Below are 22,999 nucleotides of genomic sequence, written 5' to 3'. Positions count from 1 at the left end.
CCTCTTGTTAGCCGTGCAGGCCCAGATCATTGGCGGTCTTCCAGATCCGCCAGTGATCGTGGGGCATATGACTCTGACGCAGACCAAAGGCCCGGAAGGCATCATGCACCGCGTTCGAAAACGCCGGCACGCCGCCCACATTGGGGCTTTCGCCCACACCCTTGGCGCCGATCGGGTGATGCGGGCTGGGGGTGACGGTGTGGTCGGTGGTGTAATGGGGCGTCTCCCATGCAGTGGGCAGGAAGAAGTCCATCAGCGTTCCGGTTTTCACATTGCCCATGTCATCATAGGCGATTTCCTGACCCATCGCGATGGCCAGCGCCTCGGTCAGGCCGCCATGGACCTGGCCTTCGATGATCATCGGGTTGATCCGTGTCCCGCAATCGTCCAGCGCATAGAACTGCCGGATCTCGTGCTCGCCTGTATCGACGTCGATTTCCATCACGCAGATATAGGCACCGAACGGATAGGTCATGTTGGGCGGATCGTAATAGCTGACCGCCTCCAGACCCGGCTCGATCCCTGGGATCGCCTGATTGTAGGCGGCAAAGGCGATTTCTTTCATCGTCTTGAACCGCTCAGGCGCGCCTTTGACAACGAACCGATCCACGTCGAATTCCACGTCATCGTCGTGAACTTCCAGCAGATAGGCTGCGATCATCTGGGCCTTGGCCCGGATTTTTCGGCCCGCCATCGCGGTTGCCGCACCAGCCACAGGCGTCGACCGAGACCCATAGGTCCCCAAACCATATGGTGCGGTGTCTGTGTCGCCTTCCTCGACCGTGATGCTGTCGGCAGGAAGTCCAATCTCGCTGGCCAGGATTTGGGCGAAAGTGGTGGCATGCCCCTGACCTTGTGAGATGGTGCCCAACCGCGCGATGGCAGAGCCCGTCGGGTGGATCCGGATTTCACAACTGTCGAACATTCCAAGACCCAGAATATCGCAGTTCTTGACCGGACCGGCGCCGACGATTTCCGTGAAGTGTGTCAGGCCAATGCCCAACAGCTTGCGGGTTTTTCCGGCCTTGAAGTCCTCGACCCGCTGTGCCTGTTCGGCACGCAGATCCTCGTACCCAACTGCAGCCAGCGCCTTGTCCCAGGCGGTGTGATAATCGCCCGAGTCGTATTCCCATCCCAGCGCAGACTGATAGGGGAACTGATCGGCCTTGATAAAGTTGATCCGCCGCAACTCGGCCGCGTCCATGTTCAACTCAATCGCCAGAACTTCGATCATCCGCTCAATGAAATAGGCCGCCTCGGTCACCCGGAACGAGCAACGATAGGCCACACCGCCCGGTGCCTTGTTGGTATAGACACCGTCAACCGCCAAGTAGGCTGTCGGGATGTCGTAGGACCCGGTGCAGATGTTCATGAACCCGGCGGGGAACTTGGTGGGGTCCGCGCAGGCGTCAAACCCACCGTGGTCCGCCGTGGTGTGGCACCACAGACCGGTGATCTTGCCCTCTTTGGTGGCCGAGATCTTGCCGTGCATCCAGTAATCCCGGGCAAAAGCAGTGGTCATCAGGTTGTCCATTCGGTCTTCGATCCACTTGACCGGCTTGCCGGTCACGATTGAGGCCACGACCGAGCAGACATAGCCCGGATAAGCACCCACCTTGTTGCCAAAACCGCCGCCAATGTCGGGCGAGATGACACGGATGTTGTGCTCTTCAATGCCGGAAATCAGGCTGACCACGGTCCGGATGGCGTGCGGTGCTTGGAAGGTCCCCCACAGCGTCAGCTTGCCATTGACCTTGTCCATGGAGGCCACACAGCCGCAGGTTTCGAGCGGACACGGGTGTGTCCGGTGATAGTACACCATCTCTTCGGCCACGACGTCTGCTTCGCCGATGACCTGCTCGGTCGCTTCTTTCTGCCCGGCTTCCCATGTGAAGATATGGTTGGGATGCTTACGGGGACCGTGCGCGCCATCGGCCGTCGGGTCGAGGTCTTCGCGCAGAACCACATCGGTTTTCAGCGACTCGAACGGATCGACAATAACGGGCAGCTCTTCGTATTCGACCTCAACTGCTTCGATGCCATCGGCTGCGGCATAGCGGTCTTCGGCTACGACAAAGGCCACTTCCTGGCCCTGGTACAGAACCTTGCCGTCGGCCAGCACCATTTGTTTGTCACCAGCCAGCGTCGGCATCCAATGCAGGCCCAGCGGCTCGAGATCGGCAGCGGTCAGAACCGCCAGAACGCCCTTAACCTTGAGGGCTTCTTCAGTGTTAATCGATTTGACGCGCGCATGTGCGAAAGGTGAACGTACAAAATCGCCGAACAGCATGCCGTCCAGCTTTATGTCGTCGACATAGTTGCCTTTGCCCTGCGTAAAGCGTGCATCTTCGACGCGCTTGCGCGAGCAGCCCATCCCTTTGAGATTGGCGACGCGGTCTTCGCGGGTTTCCACTTCGTCCTTCATTCTGCGGCCTCCTTGGCTGCATTCATCACGGCCGCGGCGGCTTGGATGGATTTGACAATGTTCTGATACCCTGTGCAGCGGCAGAGATTGCCGGCCATGCCGAACCGAATTTCCTCTTCGGTCGGGTTCGGGTTTTCTTCCAGAAGTTTGGTGGCGCGTGTGATCATGCCCGGGGTGCAGTATCCGCACTGCAGACCGTGGTGTTCCTTGAAGGCCTCCTGCAGTGGATGCAGGCTGTCTGGTGTGCCGATGCCTTCGATGGTGGTAACATCCTTGCCGTCGGCCTGGGCCACGAACATTGTGCAGGATTTCACCGATTTGCCGTCGATGGTCACTGTGCATGCACCGCAATGCGAGGTTTCGCATCCAATATGCGGGCCTGTGATCCCCAGGCGTTCGCGCAAGGTGTAAATCAGCAGTTCACGCGGCTCGGCCAGAAACTCCTCTTCCTTGCCGTTGACCGTGAGTGCGATGTGCATTTTCTTTGACATTCTGGTTCCCCCTCAGGCCCGCGACCAAGCGCGTTCGATGGCACGGGTCAGGATGACGCCGGCCACATGTTTCTTGAAAGCCACGGGACCGCGGTTGTCTTCGGTCGGGTCGATGTCTTCCATCATGGCGGCGACGGCGGCCTTGATGGCGTCCGCGTCCACAGATGTGCCGACCAGCGCCTCTGCGGCGGCCGCGGAGTAGATCGGTGTGTCGCTCAGGTTCGTCATCGCAATCGCAGCGGACGCACATGTGCCGCCCGATTTCACGATCTGCACGGCCGCAGCGGCGGTCGCGTAGTCACCGATTTTCCGTTTTTGCTTTTCGTAGGCATATCCGCCTTGCGGCACCGGGATCGAAATGCTGGTCAGCACCTCTTCGTCTTCCCGAGCGGTCATGTAGGCAGCCTCATAGAATTCACGGGCCGCAACGGTGCGTTCGCCATCGGCACCGACCAAAGTGAATTGTGCATCGAGGCATTGCATTAGGCCGGGCATATCATTGCCGGGATCGCCGTTGGCAACATTGCCACCGACCGTGCCCATATAACGGACTTGCGGGTCTGCGATCTGCAACGCCGCTTCGCGCAGGATGGGTGCTGCGCTTGCAAGATCTGTATGGTCGATGATTTCGGCTTGTGTCACCATCGCGCCGATGGTGATGGTGTCTGTGCCGACCGTGATTCCACCCAATCCGGCAACGTCTTGCAGATCGATCAGATGGGGCACGTCCGCCATCCGAAGTTTCATCATCGGGATCAGGCTGTGTCCGCCTGCCATGACGCGTGCGTCATCCCCGTGTTCTTCCAGAAGAGCAATTACCCCATCCAAATCTTTCGGGCGGTAATACTCAAACGCCGCTGGAATCATCTCGCTCCTCCCTGCTTGATATTCTGGCTGGAGCGAAGCCTGCATCCATCGGTATACGCAGGCTTTAGAAAACCACTGATTTTCGCAGTTTTTGCACGAAATGCGCCTTAAGCTGCACCAGTTGCGCCCAGTTCACCCGAGAGGATCGACTGAATATCCTTCAGCTTGGACCGGCTGACCGGGACGGGCGGGAGTTCCGGTTCGTTGAAGGTACAGCGACCCTTGTCTTTGGTGCGTTCAAACCGGGCAACCTTTTCGGGGTTTACCAGATAGCTGCGGTGCGTCTGCACAAATCCGGCATTCAGAAGGCGCTTTGTTGCCTCTGTGATCGGCCAGACGCAGAACAGGCGATCCTTGCACGTGTAGACCTGTGTGTAATGACCGTCTGCCCGGACGAATGCGACATCCTGAGGTGCGACGTAGATTTTCGCTCCCTCCCTTTCGCAGGGAATTTGCAAAGTCGCCTCGGGCGGCAGCATGGCTTCCGGCGTCGTTTCATTTGCTGCCTCGGATTGCTGCGCGGGCCCGTCTAGATAGGTCGTGCTCACCCAAAGAAAGGCACCAAAAATCACGAAGCCTGACAATACTACGCCAATGGCCAAAGTTTCGTTGCTCATACCCGGGCCAAAATCTCCAGGAACGGGTACCGCAACAAAATTTGTTCCTGCCATGGCTAGGAAGTGCACGGAACTGACCGCCAGCCCAAAACAGACGGTAGCAAGAAAGATGTGCAAATTGGTGCGTCGTTGATAGGCCACCCAGACCGCGAGCATGCACAAGGCAATCGCCATGGCAGAGGACAACGCGACACCGGGAACTGTGTATACCGCTTTGCACAGTTGCAGCCCGGCCATCCCGACATAGTGCATCACCAAGACGCCCAGCCCAACAATTCCGCCAGCTGCCAATATCATTGGCGTCGTACGTTCCGTGAAATGCAACAAAATCAGTGCACAGCCGACGATCAATATGGCAATCAGCGCCGAGGCGAGCGTTATGGCCGCATCATAGTAATATGGGATCGGCATTTGCAGACCGAGCATGGCCACGAAATGCATCGACCAGATGCCTCCACCGAGCGCGACGGAAGCAAGAGAAATCGCGATCTTGCGTTGCGATGTCGATTTGGCCGCCATGTTTCGGGTCAGCGACAAGCCCGTGAACCCCGCGACAATTGCCATCGCGCAGGACATCACCACCAGAATTGGGTCGTGGCTGAACTCCAGCATCTGCATTCACTAAGAATGACCAAGAAATCCCGATTTGGCAAACGCCGTTCGCCACAGAGCGATCACGTTCCACGGAACTGCAAATCGGCACCCATAGGCGCCGAGGCGGTTGCATTGATCCTGCTGGAGCATAAAGAGGACGCAACATGCCGGAGTTCAGGATTATAAGGTGTACCCGGCGCGAAACAACCGCCGCAACGTGCGCCCACGGATGGATACCCTGGTGCCAACGGCTGGATGTACCGATGCTCGACCGCTTTGGGCTCCGTGCCGACGGTCAGCCCGAATTGCGCGAGAGACCGCTTCCTAATGTCGAATGTCGGCGCATCAGGCTACGCCACTGAAACCGAAAGGCTGTCTCGATTTTGTCAATGTATGCTTGCGTGGCCAGGCTGCAGTTCGGACCGTCGCAGCGCCGAAAGACAGTTCTGAGCCCAAAGCAGACGCTCTTGACTCAGCGTGAGCAAGGCTCTTCTTGTCCATCATGACTGACCTTTCGACCCTGTTGCTGGATGAACTCAGCCTCGACGAAGCTGCCCGACCGAAAGCGCCGCCGGTGGCGGACGCGACAGAAATACACCGTCAACGAGGCCAACAACTAGCCGCGATCCACCGACATTATCTGATGGAGATGGCCCAAATCGGCGCCGTCCTGACCCGGATCGAAGCGGGGGACACGCCGCCTGAGCACCTGAAGCAGATCGTGCTTTCACTCGACATGGCTGAGAATTTTCGAGTATTCGGATCGCTTTGCGGGCGCGAATGCCAGGTGCTCAAGTTCCACCACGACATTGAAAGCGCTGATATGTTTCCACGTATCGAGGCAGCCAGCGGAGACAGGTTCCGCGAGATTGTGGTCAAATTGAAGGCAGAGCACGAGGTGGTCCACGAGCTAATCATCCGCCTCGGTCGTGCGGCTGAATCTTTGGCGGAAGACCCTTCCGATGCAAATTTCAAAAAGACCGCCGCCATATTTCGGAAATTGGAAGAGGTTGTACGCTCCCATTTCGGCTACGAAGAAACCGAATTGGCGGAGGCTATTGGGTACTATCTCGGGTCGATCTAAAGGTGCCTTTTAGACTCCGAACCATCGTCGTCATCAAGAACTCTTTAAACCGAAAAGCGGTCACCGGCCAAAAAAACGGTTAAAAATCTGTGAGCTAACACTGCGAATGCAGAGCGGACCCTGCCAAGAAACGCTCGGCGGCATCCTGCCAAAAGCAAAAAAAACGCATTTCTCGCCGCAGCAACGTTTAGCGGTCCAACGAACCGGCAAATTGGAACCAAGGGCTTGTTCCTAAGGCGTTGCGCTTGACGCAGGTTAAAGAACTTTAAGGTCAAACGTAGATATTGGCTTGTCAATGGAACGAGGGGATAGTTGCGATGCGAGTAAGTCTAACTGCCTTGGCTTTGGCAGTGATGGTCGGAACAACGGGGCAGGCGCAGACGACGACGAACACCCTCGAGGGCCTGATCGAGAGTGCGGAGGTGCCGATCACCTCGGACAATTTCATTCGGGCCGCCACTGACCTTGAGCTTCAAAAATACGTGTCGCTCGCGGGTGGCATCAATCGGTTTTTCCACTTCCGGGAACCGACCCCGGTCGAAAACCAACCGACGATCCGGATGAACCGCGACACGCTCTACAGCACCGCGGTTGTCGACATAAGCGAGGGCGCGACGTTGATCCTTCCAGACGTTGCGGATCGCTACATGACGGCAATGGTTGTCAATCAGGATCACTTCATAAACGAGGTGTTCTTCGGTGGCGGCACCTATACCCTCGACATGGAAACGTTCGACACCCCTTACGTGATTGTCTATCTCCGCGTGCTTGTCGACGCCGCAAACCAAGAGGATGTGGCGGCTGTCAATGCGATCCAGGACGCAATGACAATCGAGGCCAACGCTTCGAACGCGTTCGTGGCCCCAAACTACGATGAAGACGCCTTTGAGGCGGTAGTCGAACAGCTGCTGCCGCTCGGTGCTCTTGGTTTCGTTCCAGACAGTTCCCGCATGTTCGGCAAAAAGGAAAACGTCCACCCCATACGTCACATGCTTGGCACGATAGCCGGTTGGGGCGGGCTTCCGGAAGAGGAAGCATTCTACCCGGCGTTTTTCCCAGGTCTGCCCGTCGGTGCCTACAAGATCGAAGTGCCGCAGAACGTGCCGGTGGATGCTTTCTGGTCGGTTAGCATGTATAACGCCGACGGCTTCTATGAACCGAACGCTCTGAACGCCTACAGCATCAACTCCGTCACCGGCGCGCGGAATACTGACGGAAGCATGACCATCCATCTTGGAGCCTGCGACGACGGGCGGGTGAATTGCTTACCTATCACAGAGGGCTGGAACTATGTGGTGCGCCTGTATCGCCCCCGCCCGGAAGTCCTAGATGGAAGCTGGACCTTCCCCGTTGCGCAACCTGTGAATTGAGAAGGGCGCCCATAATGTTGAAGAAATTGATTCCGATTGCGCTGCTGGCCCCATCTCTGGCTGTCGCAGAGCCAGTAACGCTGGACACCTTTGTCCGGGCCGAGACGGATCATATGTTCCGTGCCAATATGGCCGCTTTTGACGTGGGCGTTGGAGAATTGATCCACGTTCGCAAACCGACGACCCCTGACAACCAACCGGTTATTCGGATGAACCAGGACACGCTCTACTCCGGGATTGTCCTGGACCTGTCCGATCCGGTTGAATTCACTCTGCCCGATTTGGGCGAGCGATACATCTCGATGCATGTGGTCAACCAGGATCACTACATGTACGTCGAAACCGCGCCTGGGACATACACGCTGACCGAAGAAAACGTTGGTACTCGTTTTGCCTATGTGACTGTACGAATATTCATGGACGCCAACGATCCTGACGATGTGTTAGAGGCACATGCCGCTCAGGACAGCCTTGTCGTGGCTGGGGGTGGAGCAGGTCCGTTCGAGGCACCGGATTGGGATCTGGATGATTTGGCAACTGCACGCACGGCCCTAAGCAACCTTGCCGAACTCGGTTTCAGCAGCTTTTACTCGTTCGGTACCGAGGGAGAAACAAAGCCTATCGATCACCTGGTTGGTGCCGCCGCCGGCTGGGGCGGTCTGCCACGCACTGCGGCGCTCTATGAGATCGACAGCGTCGATGCAAATGATGGCGTAACACCACATTCGGTCACGTTGAATGCAGTACCGGTTGACGCGTTCTGGTCAATCACTGTCTACAACGCCGACGGCTACCTGGAAGCAAACGATCTCGGCCGCAACAGCCTCAATAACGTAACAGCCGAACCCAATTCCGACGGCAGCATTACCATCAATTTTGGCGCCTGCGAGGATGGGCGCGTGAATTGCATTCCTATTACGCCAGGTTGGAACTACACCGTTCGGCTATATGAACCTCGTGAAGAAATCTTGAACGGGAACTGGTCCTTCCCTGCAATCGAGCCGTTGGAGTAAGGGGCACTCAAGCTGGTTTCCAGGTGACCGCATCGTCCGCATCTCGGACATCGCGACCCCAAATCTCGCTGAGCCGGCCACCAATGACCGCTTTTTCCGCTGCATCGCAGCAGCCAAATGTAGGGGGCCATGCTGCATTTGCAGGGGACCCTGCGAGGCCACGTCCGGAGTGGGCTCAGAGCGGTCTCGCGGCGCTGCGACGGTCCGAGCTGCAGCCCAGCCCCGAAAGCCGCCATTGAAGAAATCGAGACAGCCTTTCGGTTTCAATGGCGTAGCCTGATGCGCCGACATTCGACATTAGGAAGCTTTCTATCGCGCAATTCGGGCTGACCGTCGGCACGGAGCCCAAAGCGGACGTTCAGATGCAGCACAAAACATTGAATGTGACTTCAACTGGAAACACGAATAACGCCTTGTTGTTAAGATCATCACGTTATCCAGTTAGCCTGAAAATTAGACGCTCCTTCCAAAGACAGCTTCCAACCAAGCCTGAATGACTTGAAAAATCTGATCTATGCGTAAAACTTAAAGTATGAGTGAGTATTTTGATGAAATGTTCAACGGCGATGGATCACTCAGAGGTCCATACGAAGAGATCGGTCGCTGGTTCAACGCGGAAGACGTGTCACGACTGAGGGCGAAACAGCGCGAAGCCGAAAAAGTTTTTAGGCTGACGGGCATCACTTTTAACGTATACGGCAAAGCCGAGGCCGAAGAACGTCTGATACCGTTTGATATCGTGCCACGAGTTATTTCAGCGCGGGAATGGCAGCGGTTGGAACGCGGTATCGAACAGCGGGTGCGCGCAATCAACGCATTTCTACATGACATTTACCACCGTCAAGAAATTGTCCGGGCCGGGCGTGTGCCGGCTGAGATGATTGCCGGAAACGAGGCCTTCCTGCCACAGATGCTTGGTGTCTCACCGCCCGGTCAGGTCTATACGCACATTGTCGGCGTCGATCTGGTGCGAACCGGACCAGACGAGTTTTTCGTTCTGGAAGACAATGCTCGTACGCCATCCGGGGTCAGCTATATGTTGGAGAACCGGGAAACGATGCTAAAGATGTTCCCCGAACTCTTTAGCGCAACCAATGTTCGGAATGTTTCAGACTATCCCCGTAATCTGAGACGTTCTCTTGCTGCCTGCGCACCAGCTGTAGCAGACGGAGAACCCACTGTCGCGGTGTTAACCCCCGGAATCTATAATTCAGCCTACTACGAACATGCGTTTCTTGCTGATCAAATGGGCGTGGAATTGGTCGAAGGCCACGATCTGCGGGTTGTCGACGGACGAGTCTGCATGCGCACCACCAGAGGTTATACTCCCATCGACGTACTTTATCGCAGGGTTGATGACGAGTTCCTGGATCCGCTGAATTTCAACCCCAACAGCGCATTGGGCGTGCCGGGTATTCTGGATGTCTATCGTGCTGGCGGCATCACAATTGCGAACGCGCCGGGAACAGGTATAGCCGATGACAAGGCGATCTATTCCTACATGCCGGAAATCGTTGAGTTCTACACGGGCGAGAAGCCCCTGCTAAAAAACGTTCCTACGTGGCGCTGCAGCGACCCCGAGTCGCTGTCCTACGTATTGGACAACCTGTCGGATCTTGTTGTCAAAGAGGTGCACGGGTCGGGCGGCTATGGGATGCTGATCGGTCCGACCGCCAGCAAGAAAGAGATCGCGGCCTTCCGTGACACGCTCAAGTCGCGGCCGTCGAACTACATCGCTCAGCCCACATTGTCTCTCTCGACGGTGCCCATCTTCGCCCGTTCGGGGCTTGCCCCCAGGCATGTCGATCTGCGGCCGTTTGTTCTGGTGTCCCCGCAAGGGATCGAGATCACCCCCGGCGGCCTGACGCGCGTTGCGCTAAAAAAAGGGTCCTTGGTCGTTAATTCAAGCCAAGGCGGCGGGACCAAAGACACCTGGGTTCTGGAGGACTGACCATGCTGGGAAAAACTGCTGGCGGGTTGTTCTGGATGTCCCGGTATCTTGAGAGGGCGGAAAACACGGCCAGATTGCTGGAAACAGGCCAGAGGATGGCGCTGACCCGGACCAAGAATTCCGATGCGGAATGGGGCTCGGTTCTGAAAACCGCCGGCGTTTATAGCGGATACAGCGCCAAATATGATGAGATTTCGAAAGACAATGCCGTGGATTGGATGTTGCGTGATGCCGACAATCCATCGTCGATCAAGTCGGTCATCAAACAGGCGCGGGACAACGCGCGCCTTGTTCGAACCGCATTGACCAATGATGTCTGGAGTGCGGTGAACGCCACTTGGATGCAGATTGATCAAGCCATGAAGCGCCGCGTGAATGAGAGGGACCTGCCTGCAACGCTGGAACTTATTCGTCAACAAGCCGCTCTGGTTCGTGGCGCAACTCTGGGGACCATGCTGCGCAATGACATTTTCGATTTCACCCGGATCGGCACCTTTGTCGAGCGGGCCGACAATACCGGGCGTATCCTGGACGTGAAGTACTATGTCCTTCTGCCCACGGCCTTCTCGGTCGGCTCGTCGCTGGACAACATCCAGTGGGAAAGTATCCTGCGGTCCGTTGGGGCAGGCGGTGGCTATCGCATGACCCACGGCCAGAACACCCGGCCGTCGGAAATTGCGCAGTTTCTGATCCTTGATCAGAGGATGCCCCGCAGCCTGCATTTCTGCTGTAGGAAGATTCAAGAGAACCTGTCCTACCTCAGCAAAGACTATGGCTTTGCGGGTCCGTCCGTTACGGCGGCCAACGCGCTTTCCGAGAAGTATCTCGACCGGCAGATTACCGATATCTTTGACCTCGGGCTGCACGAATACATTCAGGACTTTTTGAAGGATCTCGGGGACCTGAGCCGCCAGATCGAAATTGATTACCGGTTCTATGAGTGACCAATGAAACTGCATATACGCCACGAGACACGATACGATTTCGACGCGCCGGTTCCCTTCGGTTTGCAACAGCTGAGGAAGACACCAAAGTCTTTTCGCAATCAAAGCATTGAAAGTTGGAACACCGAAATCACCGGCGGGCGCAAAGAGCTGGTGTTTGAAGACTACCATCGTAACACCGTGGAATTGATCAGTTTCGACGCAAACACCCAAAGTATCTCGTTGATCTCCGAGGGTGTGGTCGAGGTTGAAGACACCCACGGCGTCTTGGGGCCTCACGAAGGGTCGACTCCTTTGTGGCTGTTCAAAAGGCGCACCCCTCTGACAACGCCGGGGAAAGGGGTTGCCGAACTGATAGGCGCGTTGCCCAAAGGTGAACCGCTGGAACAGCTACATGCTCTGTCCGAAACAATTCGAGCTCAGGTCGCGTATGAAATTGGAGGTTCGCACCCGGGCTGGAGCGCAGAAGATGCACTCAAAGCTGGGCGCGGTGTGTGTCAGGACCATGCGCATATCTTCATTACATGCGCACGACAGATTGGAGTGCCGGCACGCTATGTATCTGGTTATTTGATGATGAACGAAACAGAACTTCAGGACGCGACCCATGCTTGGGCAGAAGTGCATTTGGACGGGCTTGGCTGGGTAGGGTTTGACGTTTCAAATGGGATTTCACCTGACGATCGATACGTACGCGTCGCAACCGGGCTGGACTATGCCCAAGCCGCACCGGTAATAGGGAATAGAATTGGGACAGCGGGCGAGCAATTGACAGTGCAGTTGAAAGTCGCACAGCAGTAACGGAGAACATGATGACCTATGCTGTGGGCATGCGGCTGAATAGCGGGCTGGTGTTCATGTCGGATACGCGCACGAACGCAGGCGTGGACAATGTTTCGACCTTCAACAAGATGTTCAACTGGACAGTCGAAGGGGACCGGTCGATCACAATCCTGACGGCCGGAAACCTGGCCACTACTCAGGCCACGATAAGCCTTCTGGAAGAACGAACAAAAGCGCCGGCAGATCGTTCACCATCGATCTTAGAGGCGCCCACAATGTTTCAAGTTGCGCAACTGGTCGCGGCTACGCTGAACGACGTCATCGAGGGGCATGCCCGGTCTGGTCAGCAAGCGGACAGTGCTTTTCACGCGACACTCATTGTCGGAGGCCAGATCAAGGGCGGCCCGTCTCGTCTGTTTTTGATTTACCCGGAAGGCAATTTTATCGAGGCCGGCGACGACACCCCGTTCTTTCAGATCGGTGAGACAAAATATGGCCGCCCGATTCTGGTGCGTGCCTACGATCCGGAAATGAGTTTTCCGGAAACCGTGAAACTCTTGCTTGTCAGTTTTGACTCCACGATTAAGGCCAATCTGTCTGTCGGGGCTCCGCTTGACCTGCTTCTCTACGAGGAAGACAGCCTTACGGCCGGCACGCGGTCAAGATTCGAGTCCGACGACCAGTACTTGCGCGTTGTTTCTGACAGATGGGGTGACGCTTTGAAGTCGGCTTTGGCCAAACTTCCAGAATACAAATCGGGGCGAAAATCAAACGATTGAGCGTCCGCTTTGTGCGCATAGTTGCCATTCGCGATTTTTCGCTCAACGTCCGCACTGAGCCCCAAGCGGGCGTTCTTGTCGCTGCGCACATACACCTTTTGGAGCTCTGTTATAGAAGACGGCTTGAGACGTGGAGGTCTGATTTGTAGCGTCAGTTTATGCCGACACGATCCCCGTTTCGCTACTTCAAAACGAGCCCAGAGATCATCCGCCTGGCGGTGATGCTGTTTGTCGGTTTCCACTTTCGTTGCGCAACGTTGAGGATCTTCTGCATGCACGCGGGATCGACGTCAGCCACGAGGCGGTGAGGTTCTGGTGACATCGGTTCGGACCGATGTTCGCCGGTGAGATCCGAAAACGTCGAACCGACGGCATGTGTTCCAGCAAGTGGCGCTGGCATCTCGACGAATTGTTCGTGAAGATCAACGGTGAACGCCATTACCTTTGGCGTGCGGTTGATCACGAAGGCGAGGTTTTGGAAAGCTTCGTCACGAAGACGCGTGACAAGAAAGCTGCGCTGAAATTCTTAAGAAAAGCAATGCGCAAGCACGGTCGCCCCGAAGTGATCGTGACCGATCGGCTCAGATCCGACGATGCTGCCTTGAAGGAAATTGGCTCTGGCCACCGCCAGCAAACCGGTGGGTGGTTGAACAACCGCGCAGAGAATTTACACTTTTCACTTCGACGACGAGAACGGGCGATGTTGCGCTTCCGGCGGATGCGAAGTCTGCAGAAATTCGCGGCCGTCCACGCTTCGGTCTACAACCTGTTCAATTCGGAGCGCAGCCTCTACTCCAGACCAAGTTTCAAGCTGACCCGCGCCGCTGCTCACGCCGAGTGGCGCGGTCTTTGCGCCGAATAGGGGGCAAGCATCCTGTCCTTGTAGAGACTGGTTAGAATTTGTCTGACAGCACCCTTAATCCTGATCGTCGCCACTACGAAGAACCGTTCGGACGGCGCGACGGGTTATCATCATGAGCACGCGCAGCGTTTGGGCAAGCTCAATCCGCAGGCGTAAATCTTCGGCCCTTACCTTGTCATCGGTCGTCAAAACCTGTGCCGCAGCAAGCGATGCGAAGGCCCGTTCTCCGGCATCCTTGTATCCGAGCACACGCATAGCTGCGTTTTTGTCTCTGTCGCGAACGGCGCTGACGGCGTCCCGAACCGACATTTCCATCAACTTATACATATCGGAGAGTCCTAATTCTTCGTCATTAGAACGTATCGTACGGAGAACGGGCAAGATCCGAACATTGAGGATCTCCGAAACCATGTTGAGTTCGGTGGCTGCAATGGCGAGATTGACCCGTTCGTCTGCATCCGCTTCACGCAGTTCGCTTTCACCAACGCGCGCCAAAAAACGCGTAATTTGCGGCAGCAGGGCCGCACCCGTTTTTGCCTGGCTTTCGGCTTCGTCGAGTCTGGCTTTGTCCCCCGATTGTACAACTGCCCAAATCTCGTCGAGCATGTTTTGGGCGAGACCTCCTAGCCGTGCCGTCTCTTCACGCGCGGCTTGCAGCGCCATGACTGGCGTACTCAGGAGCGCGTCGTCAAGAAACTCCGGAACGACAGAAACGGTTGCCTCTGTAGACTTTGACTCTGGCACCAGGCGGATGGCAAGGGCGGCGATCTGCTGAGTGAAGAACAGGAATATCACCGTGTTGATAACGTTGAAAAGCGTGTTCGCATTCGCAATCTGCCGTGGGGTTTCAACGGCCAAGCGCTCCGCACCGACAAGATCCGGGTAGCTAGGCGAAACAGAGACTGTCAGCGAGGCGAGGAACGAAATCAGGGGCAACCAAAGCAAAACACCCGCGACGTTGAATATGACGTGTACTGCCGCTGCACGACGCGCATCCAGCGGTTTACCGATCGAGGACAAAGCGGCTGTCACGCATGTCCCGATATTGGCGCCGAGCGCCATGGCGATTCCAGCCTCTAGGGAAACCAAACCCTCGCTGGACATAACCACGATTATGCTTGTAGTGGCCGAAGAGGATTGCACTAGCGCAGTGAAGAGCGCCGCAATAAGTATGGCAAGAAACGGGCTTTCCGCAATCGACTGCATCAGGCGGAGAAATGGCTCGTAGCCACGCAGCGGCACCATTGCGGCACTCATCATGCCCATCCCGAAAAAGACGAGGCCGAGACCCAAAAGGATAGAGCCAAGATGCCTGGTTCGGTCCTTTTTGGCGATGAAGTTGGTGAAGAAACCCAGCGTTATCATCACCGGAGCGTACTCTTCAACGCTAAAAGCCACAATTTGAGCGGTCATGGTGGACCCTACGTTGGCGCCCATGATCACACCAACAGACTGTTGCAGTGACATGACACCGGCGGACACGAACCCTACCACAAGCACTGTGGTGACGGACGAAGACTGGACCACGGCTGTCACGCCGGCACCAGTGATGGCGGCCATCACCCTGTTCTTGGTGAACTTCTGGAGCACAACACGCATCTGGTCGCCGGCAGCGTTCTTGAGACCATCTGACAGGAAGTTCATTCCCAGAAGAAATAGCGCCAATCCACCGAAAAGTCCCATCGACATCCCGCCAAAATCGAGCGAAAGGACGGCGCCGGTAGCATCAGCCGTTGTCGCGGCAAGAAATACTGAGGTGAAGGCGACAGCGGCAATCAAGCTCATTTTCGCAGATTACCTCAGCGCTTCGACAAGCGGCTGGCCCAGCGCACCTGAGGGCGGCTTTGTGCCCAAATAGGCTGCGAGGGTAGGGGCAACGTCAACCGTTTCAACCCGTCGAAAGACCCGGGTAGGTTGTATGCCAGGGCCTGTGACAATTATTGGTACGTGCGTGTCGTAAGTCCAGGGCGATCCGTGGGCTGAGGCCACATGCAGCCCGTCGAAATCGGCGATGAACCAGTGCGGTTCGAAGACGAGGTAAATGTCGCCCGAGCGGTCGGGGTGGAAGTTGGCCAGAACTGCGTCCTGGATCTTGCCTCGAGGCACTGCTCCCACGCGAAGGTCTGAGCTGGCGATGGCATGGGCGATGCCTGGCAGCCGCTCCAGTTCCTTTGCCACTGCGCGCTCCACCAAGACGGGGTCTAAGCCGCGGGCCGCGATTTCTTCCGTGTCGAGATACAAGTAAGGGTTGGAAAAATTGAGGATCAGGTCGCGACTCTCGCCGAATTCGGCAGTCAGGCGCACGAAACCCGGCTCGGTGTCGATGCGCTCGAAGTCGAAGGTCCCAGCTTCGATGCCGAGTGTGGCCAGGTAGTCTGGATGCTCTGGCGCGCCGTGGTCGGCCGACAGAACCACGAGCGTCCGGTCCAGCCCGACACGGTCGTCGATATGTGCCAGCAAGTCGGCCAGCGTCCGGTCGAGCCGCAGAATGTTATCCTCTGACTCTAGGCTGGAGGGGCCGAAAATGTGGCCGACATAGTCGGTGGAAGACAGGCTGACGGCGAGGTAGTCGGGCACATCGTCCTGCCCGAGCCCCTCGTTGTCAATCAGCGCCTTGGCGAAGTCGGCAGTGATCTCGTCGCCGGCGGGGCTCAGCGTCAGACGCGTGGTGAAATACTTGTCGTCCGCCGCGCCGAATGCGTGCGGGAACGTTCGTCCGAAGCCAGGGAAATCGGTTTCCCATGGCTGATCGTCGCGGGTGCCGAACATGTAGGCGTCTCGCGTGGCGGACAGCTCCCACGCGGTGTCGGCGTAGCGCGCCACGACGCCCTTTGCCTCCCACTCGGTAATCCAATCCGGGTAGGCTTCCCGGTAGAACGTGCTGGTGACGAACCGTCCCTCCGACTTCGAGAACCAGTAGGCGGTGCCCGCGTGCCCTGCCATCGAGATAGCACCGCGATCCTTGATAGAGACGCCAAAGACCTTCGCCTCGGGGCCGAAATGCAGCGCGATCTCGTCTGAGATCGTGGACGTCAGGATGTTGCGGGGCGACCGGCCATCCGTCGTCGCGGCCCGCTGGGTGGGGTCGATCTCGGCGTCGGTATCGACGCCTTCGGCGCCTACGAGCGGAAAGTCGGGATCCTGTACGTTGTAAAACTGCGAGCCTCCGATCCGGTCGAACCACAGGTTCGCGACCATGCCGTGGATCGCCGGATCCGTGCCGGTGGCGAGTGTCGTGTGTCCGACGATAGTTTCAGTGTTCGCATGTCGGTGATGGGCATCGACGAAATGCACGCCGCTTTCGATCAGGCGGCTAAACCCGTCCTCTCCCAGGTGCTGGCCGTAGCGATCGATCAGGTCGCCACGCAGCTGATCGACGGTGATCTGCAAGACCAAGCGCGGCTTCTCTTGCGCGCTTGATGTACTGGAGAGAAGCGTTAAGAGGCCCGCAACCAAATACAGCGTCTTCATTTGCCTCTCCTCGTATTCGATGGTTTTTTGATCACGGCATCCCAATGAGGCACGCCGCAATCAGTCTTTTTGGGCCTAATCACTGGTATGCGGGTGCAATAATACCCTTTTCAGTGATCTCCTTCAAAACCTGATACGCTCGCAGTGACTGGTAATTGATGCCGCTGGCATTCAAGACCTGCCCCTCTCGGAAAGGGTAACCGTCCATAGACGCAATGAAATCACGGATTTCTTCTTGGATCGGCACGAAGAGCCACATCTGATCCGCCATCCATCGCAGGTACATTTCCGATTCCAGCCACATTTCTTCGAGAGGGTCGGATCGCAAGTGAACGATCTTGGGCCAGTTCGAAGCGAAGCGCACGGCGTCAGTGATATTCCCCTCCAGCGTTGCGAAATGCACCTTCCAGTCATTCCACCTCACCGCATTCAGTTCACCGTTGGCTGAGAAGTAGAAGATCCGGTCGCGTGGGCTCTCGTCGACCTCGCCCGAGAGATACGGCATCATATTGTAGCCGTCGAGATGCACCCGGAAATCCTTGCCGTTCGCCGTGTGGCCCTGCAGCAGCTTCTCCTTGATATCCGGCTCGCCGGCCGCTGCGAGAAGTGTCGGCATCCAGTCTTCATGGCTGATGATGTCGTTAAACTTCGTTCCCGGTTTCACAGTGCCAGGCCAACGAATCAACTGTGGAACGCGAAAACCGCCCTCGAAGGTTGTGCCTTTTTCGCCATGGAAAGGGGTGATGCCGCCGTCTGGCCATGAAACCTTCTCGGCGCCGTTATCGGTAGAGTAGATAACGATTGTGTTATCCGCAATTCCCAGTTCGTCAAGCTTGTCGAGCAATTGTCCGACATGGCCGTCGTGCTCGGCCATGCCATCCGGATAGAGACCCATTCCGGTCAATCCGACGCTTTCCGGCTTCAAGCGAGTCCAGACATGCATTCGCGTTGTGTTCATCCAAACGAAGAAGGGTTTGTCCTGTTCCACCGAGCGATCGATGAAGTCCAGGGCGCCTGCGAGGAATTCCTCGTCGGCCGTTTCCATGCGCTTACGGGTCATCGGGCCAGTATCTTCAATCTGACCGTCCGCCGATGCCTTGATCACGCCACGCGGGCCATACCGCTCGCGAAACTCGGGGTCTTTCGGGTAGAAGTAGCCCTCAGGCTCCTCTTCTGCGTTGAGATGATAGAGGTTGCCAAAGAATTCATCGAACCCATGGTTGGTTGGAAGGTGTTCATTCTGATCACCGAGGTGGTTCTTGCCGAACTGTGCCGTGGCGTAGCCATGGTTCTTGAGCAGCGAGGCGATCGTGGGTGACCATTCGGGCATTCCATGCTTGGACCCGGGCATGCCAATTGTCAAAAGACCGGTACGGAACGGATGTTGGCCTAGAATGAATGAGGCCCGACCAGCTGTGCAGGATTGTTGAGCATATGCGTCGGTGAACATTCCGCCTTCGGCCGCCAGACGGTCGATATTTGGCGTCTGATAACCCATCATTCCGTGGTTATAGGCGCTGATGTTGAACATGCCGACATCGTCGCCCCAGATCACGAGAATATTTGGTTTTTCCGTGTTTTGCGCCGTAGCGGCCGCGGACGTTAGTCCCAGAGCTGTCGCCGCTATGGCGCACATTCTGGTTATCTTGGTGAATAACATGATTTCCTCCTTTGTTTCGGGCGATGCCCGACAGTGCTTTCCGACAGTTACGCCTAATTGCCTTGCTGTTGCGCGATCTCGCCAGAACGGACAGTCACGGCGGCGTTCATTCTCTCTCCGGCGGATTTATCCATGGACTGCCCGATGATGACGGAATTACTATCGTCCGATATGAAGCGGTCCCTTTAAGTTGCCGCTGCTTTTGTCTTGTCCTTGCTAAACGCCAAGGCGAACGAAGACACACCGTCGGCGACAAGCTCTACCCCGAGGAGTATGCCGAGAGTCGAGACGGCGGAAACCGGCCAATCCATGAAGATAATGACGCCAAGCGCAAGCGAGGCGACACCGGAGATCAAGACCATCCAGAAAGCTTTTCGATCCTCCAGAGCAAACGCATACGCGATCTTGGCCGCGCCGCCAAACAGGAACGCAATTGCTATCAAAGTGGTTAGAACCACCATGCCCATCAAAGGCCGACCCAAGATCATCAAGCCGATGAGAAACCACATGATCCCGAGAAGGATAGTCCAGAACTTTACGGTGTTTGTTTCATCACGAAAGGCGGCGATCACCTGAGCGACGCCGAAGGCCATAAAGACAAAAGCTATCACTAAGGTCGCGAAACCGCTGGCCAATACCGGATTTGCAAGGGCAAATAACCCACCCAGCAGAGATACAATCCCCATGAGAACCCAAAGAAACCTGTTTTGCATGTCTGTACCTCCTGAGTTGATTGGGTGGGCTTTCCAGAAGATCTGATAGGATTGACCGAAAAGCCCAGCCTGTCTTGGTTCTTGCGTGTCTCCCGACTTTTATGCTCCCGACAGATACTCTACCCAATGGAATAGAAAGGATTTGCGGTTTTGGACCTGTCCGGGAGCCACCACGAAATCAGGGTTTCAACGCCTCGCGCGCCAATTCGGCAGAGTTTTTCAGCTTTTCCTTGCGGACCTTGTACTCTTCCTTGATCTCGGCCTTGCGCTTTTCAAATTTTGCCTTTCGTTCAGCAGAGGCTTTGGCGATCTGCTCGTCAAGAGCATCCAGACGCTCGTCCATTTCTGCATCCATTGCGTCAAGGCGCTCATTGATCTTCTTGTTGTTTTCCGCGATCCGCGCCTTCACGGTATCAACTTTGGCCATGATCGCGGCCTTGTTTTCTTCGTGGGAAGCCCGCAACTCTTCGTCCAGTTCAGCAAGTTCGCGGTCCATGGCACGCATTTCCGCTTCCCACTGCTCATCGACCGCATCGACGCGGGGTTTGCGGAAAATTGTGCCCCCGATTTCAGCCATCTTGGTGTCGAGGGGTGCCGTCCATATCTCGTCGACGGACGCAACGATGCAAGATTTGCCCGGAAGCAACTCAATGGAAACCTGATCGAGCATCGTCATGTCTACGCCGGAAACCATAAGGTCGCGATAAACGCCAAAAAGACCACCGGTCATACTTCCCATGGCCATGCCGCCAAGCGCGGCCTGGCTGGCAGCGGCTGTCCCCGCGACGGCCGCGCCAGACGCGATGGCGGCGGGTCCGGCCAAAACACCGACCATGGCGCCGATCATCATTCCGAAGGCCGTGCCGATCGGGCCTTCGTCCTGGGCTTTCTTGACCGCGACCTGTCCGTCTTCGTCTTTACCGATCACGGCAGCTGCGTATACCGCCAGTTCACCGTTCCGGTGTAGATCCCGTAACGCCTCCGCCCCTTTGAAAGCGGCCTCTTCTGAGTCGAACACGACTGCTACAAACTTTTCCATAAAATTGCTCCTCTTTTGGTTCATATGTGGATGGAAACGGGGGAACCCGGCTATTTGAGAAACTGCATGTTCAAAGCCAGGTAGATCTGCCATTCCGGCACGCCGGCCCCGCGCCTGGCAACGGAGTACTGGGGTTCGACAAAAACGTTGAAGATAGTCTTGTCTTGCCGGGTCACTTTACCCAGCCTCAGCCCCAGCGGGACTGCATAGTTGTCGTTCTCGAAATTGTAGCTCCAAATCGGGGCGCCACCTGAATACCAACCTTTGCCCAGCTGATAAAAAACAAAGGGTTGGAATGCGGCCACGCTGGCACGGGGTTTGCCATTCGTATCACCGACGCCTCCGCGGTAGGTCAGCAGGTAACCGTACTGAACCAATGGCGAAATCGCGTTGAAGTAAACGTTGGCAAGACCCAATTGCCACTGGTCCGCCCCAAGACCGTTCTTTCCTGTAGGCGCCACGATCTGAGGCCCGATGGCAAAACTGGTTGCAGGGTTCCCGGTGTCGAACTGATAGGCAGCAAAAATATCCAGATCGCCGATGCCGGAGACGGTTGAGAAACCCGGACCGACGGGTAGAGAGTTCGTCGGAAGCGAGGCTCGTATTAGCCAGTTCGAAGCCCCGATCTGCAAAGGCTGCGCATAACGCAGAACGAATTGGTTTCCTGAGCCGTTCGGAACGCCATTGAACGCGCCAACATAGTAGTTTTGGAAGTTGAGCGCACGGATGTCCGCCAGGGGATTGTTGGCTTGGGCAGCGGCCTGGTTTTCGCTGTCTGGCGAAGCCAGGGCGACACCCGCAGTCAGGGACAAACAGATCGAAGCGAACAATATGAACGCTTTGATCGGAACGGTCGCAGACGCCGCTCCGGTTATGCCTGCTGCCTGCCCCGGCGACACTGCACAGGCCCTGTAAGAAATCCGTCGAAGCATCTTTTGGGAAGCGTCCCCAAGGGTCATCTGGCCAATCCTTCCCGGATCACTTGAAGGTGTTCATGCAGAGCCCGATCGAGCCTCCGCATTCCAACCCCAACAGGCAATGCCCATTAGGCCAACCGCCGGAAACAAGGCGAAACGCTTTGATACCGCGTTGCCGCACTCTAAACTCGAACTCACGCTATCTGCTTTTCTGCATGCGGTGATTCTGTAGAACATATTAGATCACAAGGGCTTGAGACATGTCGGCGAACGCGCAAAAATCGAATGCTAAGCTCTCGGAGGTGGAGGAATCTCCTAAGGTCCGGTTGGCGCTCGTGCGCGCGCCCCTTGAGCTCTTTTCAAAGACGCATCCCTCTAAGGCGGCGCGGATCAGGCGGGACCTGAGAGACAGTGTTGGTCAATGGTTTGCCGAGGCGCGGTTGCCTTATTTCGACTATCTGCACGTCTTGGCGCGTGTCGGTTCCGATGACGAGGATGGAAATCTGCTTTTACGGGCCGGAATGGCACCAGATTTGGGAACACTAGGTTTATTCGGAAAGGCCTGCATCCACTCCGACACTTTATGGACAGCGTTGAAAACAGCACAGCGGCTAATGGACGGCCTTGTCAGCGCAGGGAAAATAAACATTCGTTTGCAACGAAACCGGTGTCGAGTATCGGTGTCTACTGCGCCGCTTTTCCCCGATGGCTTTGATGAGAGCTCCAAGTATTTGATTTCATTGCTTTGCTATCTGGTTTGTCTATCGGATAGAACCTCGAACGCTGATCTGAAAATTTTTTTCCCGGGTGCTTCGTGCGCACATCTGGGCGTGTTTCCAAAAGTACAGCGGTTCGTATCTGCTTCGGAATATGCTTTGGAGTTCGATGAACATCTGCTGAAAAGCCCCCTGAAATTCTCGAACCCGGAACTAAACGCTTTCTTGCCCTTGATCGTTGAAGAATTGTATCAACTTGAAAACGACGCGGACTTAGCCCTGCTGCTTAACAAGATGAACGCCGCGGCTTTGAACACGCGCTTTCGCCCGCTCCGACTGTCCGAGGCAGCTTATCTGCTCGACACCAACGCGCGCACCCTTCAGTTGCGCCTAAAAAATAGGGGAACGACATTCAGCGATCTTAGAAAAACTGCTGTGCACCAAAAAGCACGGATAGAACTTGCTGCCGGACGATCGATCAACGAGACGAGTGACCTGTTGGGGTTTGAACATAGGCAGAGTTTTTCAGAGGCGTTTCATCGTTGGGAGGGGACGGCACCTTCTGTTTTCGCGTCACTTGCGAAATGTTAAAGACAGTAAGCCCGAAACGACCGCAGGGAAAGATGCGGTGGCGCGGCACAGAGCCCCTGTCGCAGCTCAGGATAGTCCCGGTTCATCTTTATTCGTGTCGAAAGACAGCGCG

General features: G+C 56.3%; 18 protein-coding genes and 1 pseudogene. 9 read left to right on the top strand and 10 right to left on the bottom strand.

Annotation, left to right across the window (positions count from 1 at the left end; genetic code table 11):
• Window positions 1-7: 7 nt before the first annotated feature.
• The 4 genes from AC2FMD_RS12300 to AC2FMD_RS12285 form a co-directional block, all read right to left on the bottom strand.
• Complete coding sequence (locus AC2FMD_RS12300; protein ID WP_496684424.1) at window positions 8-2,425, bottom strand: aerobic carbon-monoxide dehydrogenase large subunit; 2,418 nt, start codon at window positions 2,423-2,425, stop codon at window positions 8-10.
• Window positions 2,422-2,916 carry a (2Fe-2S)-binding protein gene (locus tag AC2FMD_RS12295; protein ID WP_496742810.1) on the bottom strand — a complete coding sequence of 165 codons (495 nt, stop codon included), beginning with the start codon at window positions 2,914-2,916 and terminating at the stop codon, window positions 2,422-2,424. The genes AC2FMD_RS12300 and AC2FMD_RS12295 overlap by 4 nt, the downstream gene beginning before the upstream one ends.
• Window positions 2,917-2,928: 12 nt before the next feature.
• A complete protein-coding gene (locus AC2FMD_RS12290) occupies window positions 2,929-3,783 on the bottom strand; it encodes an FAD binding domain-containing protein (RefSeq protein WP_496687173.1) in 855 nt (284 codons plus the stop codon).
• Between the two features lie 107 nt (window positions 3,784-3,890).
• On the bottom strand, window positions 3,891-5,018 hold the full coding sequence (locus AC2FMD_RS12285; protein ID WP_496710953.1) for an MHYT domain-containing protein: 1,128 nt from the start codon (window positions 5,016-5,018) through the stop codon (window positions 3,891-3,893).
• 478 nt (window positions 5,019-5,496) lie between these two features.
• Here AC2FMD_RS12285 and AC2FMD_RS12280 point away from each other — a divergent pair, with 478 nt between their 5' ends.
• The 8 genes and pseudogenes from AC2FMD_RS12280 (at window position 5,497) to AC2FMD_RS12245 (ending at window position 13,780) form a co-directional block, all read left to right on the top strand.
• Entirely contained in the window at window positions 5,497-6,078 is a 582-nt protein-coding gene (locus tag AC2FMD_RS12280) for a hemerythrin domain-containing protein (RefSeq protein ID WP_496742812.1), read from the top strand.
• A gap of 317 nt (window positions 6,079-6,395) precedes the next feature.
• Entirely contained in the window at window positions 6,396-7,448 is a 1,053-nt protein-coding gene (locus tag AC2FMD_RS12275) for a DUF1214 domain-containing protein (RefSeq protein WP_496795059.1), read from the top strand.
• Between the two features lie 14 nt (window positions 7,449-7,462).
• On the top strand, window positions 7,463-8,461 hold the full coding sequence (locus tag AC2FMD_RS12270) for a DUF1214 domain-containing protein (RefSeq protein WP_496742815.1): 999 nt from the start codon (window positions 7,463-7,465) through the stop codon (window positions 8,459-8,461).
• A 532-nt stretch (window positions 8,462-8,993) separates the two neighbouring features.
• Entirely contained in the window at window positions 8,994-10,412 is a 1,419-nt protein-coding gene (locus AC2FMD_RS12265) for a circularly permuted type 2 ATP-grasp protein (RefSeq protein WP_496742817.1), read from the top strand.
• A gap of 2 nt (window positions 10,413-10,414) precedes the next feature.
• On the top strand, window positions 10,415-11,356 hold the full coding sequence (locus tag AC2FMD_RS12260; protein ID WP_496742819.1) for an alpha-E domain-containing protein: 942 nt from the start codon (window positions 10,415-10,417) through the stop codon (window positions 11,354-11,356).
• Window positions 11,357-11,359: 3 nt separating this feature from the next.
• Complete coding sequence (locus AC2FMD_RS12255) at window positions 11,360-12,157, top strand: transglutaminase family protein (RefSeq protein ID WP_496687002.1); 798 nt, start codon at window positions 11,360-11,362, stop codon at window positions 12,155-12,157.
• A gap of 11 nt (window positions 12,158-12,168) precedes the next feature.
• Window positions 12,169-12,918, top strand: a complete 750-nt coding sequence (locus AC2FMD_RS12250) for a proteasome-type protease (RefSeq protein WP_496710978.1) — start codon at window positions 12,169-12,171, stop codon at window positions 12,916-12,918.
• Window positions 12,919-13,076: 158 nt separating this feature from the next.
• Window positions 13,077-13,780 (top strand): annotated as a pseudogene (locus AC2FMD_RS12245) (IS6 family transposase).
• 54 nt (window positions 13,781-13,834) lie between these two features.
• Here the strand turns inward: AC2FMD_RS12245 and AC2FMD_RS12240 are convergent.
• The 6 genes from AC2FMD_RS12240 to AC2FMD_RS12215 form a co-directional block, all read right to left on the bottom strand.
• Entirely contained in the window at window positions 13,835-15,565 is a 1,731-nt protein-coding gene (locus AC2FMD_RS12240; RefSeq protein WP_496742821.1) for a Na/Pi cotransporter family protein, read from the bottom strand.
• 9 nt (window positions 15,566-15,574) lie between these two features.
• The gene (locus AC2FMD_RS12235) at window positions 15,575-17,251 is read right to left on the bottom strand and encodes an alkaline phosphatase family protein (protein WP_496742822.1); all 1,677 of its coding nucleotides are present in this window, start codon (window positions 17,249-17,251) and stop codon (window positions 15,575-15,577) included.
• 79 nt (window positions 17,252-17,330) lie between these two features.
• The gene (locus tag AC2FMD_RS12230; RefSeq protein ID WP_496682451.1) at window positions 17,331-18,911 is read right to left on the bottom strand and encodes an arylsulfatase; all 1,581 of its coding nucleotides are present in this window, start codon (window positions 18,909-18,911) and stop codon (window positions 17,331-17,333) included.
• A gap of 185 nt (window positions 18,912-19,096) precedes the next feature.
• A complete protein-coding gene (locus AC2FMD_RS12225) occupies window positions 19,097-19,624 on the bottom strand; it encodes an HdeD family acid-resistance protein (RefSeq protein ID WP_496682453.1) in 528 nt (175 codons plus the stop codon).
• A gap of 178 nt (window positions 19,625-19,802) precedes the next feature.
• Window positions 19,803-20,663, bottom strand: a complete 861-nt coding sequence (locus tag AC2FMD_RS12220; protein WP_496742824.1) for a DUF1269 domain-containing protein — start codon at window positions 20,661-20,663, stop codon at window positions 19,803-19,805.
• 50 nt (window positions 20,664-20,713) lie between these two features.
• Entirely contained in the window at window positions 20,714-21,622 is a 909-nt protein-coding gene (locus tag AC2FMD_RS12215; protein WP_496795058.1) for a hypothetical protein, read from the bottom strand.
• A gap of 218 nt (window positions 21,623-21,840) precedes the next feature.
• Between AC2FMD_RS12215 and AC2FMD_RS12210 the strand changes: the two genes are divergently transcribed.
• On the top strand, window positions 21,841-22,887 hold the full coding sequence (locus AC2FMD_RS12210) for a helix-turn-helix domain-containing protein (RefSeq protein WP_496742827.1): 1,047 nt from the start codon (window positions 21,841-21,843) through the stop codon (window positions 22,885-22,887).
• Window positions 22,888-22,999: the final 112 nt, after the last annotated feature.

The sequence above is a fragment of the Ruegeria sp. BHSC276 genome (assembly GCF_059612945.1).
Note: the sequence above shows the minus strand (reverse complement) of the source record. Positions and strands in the feature narration are given on the sequence as shown.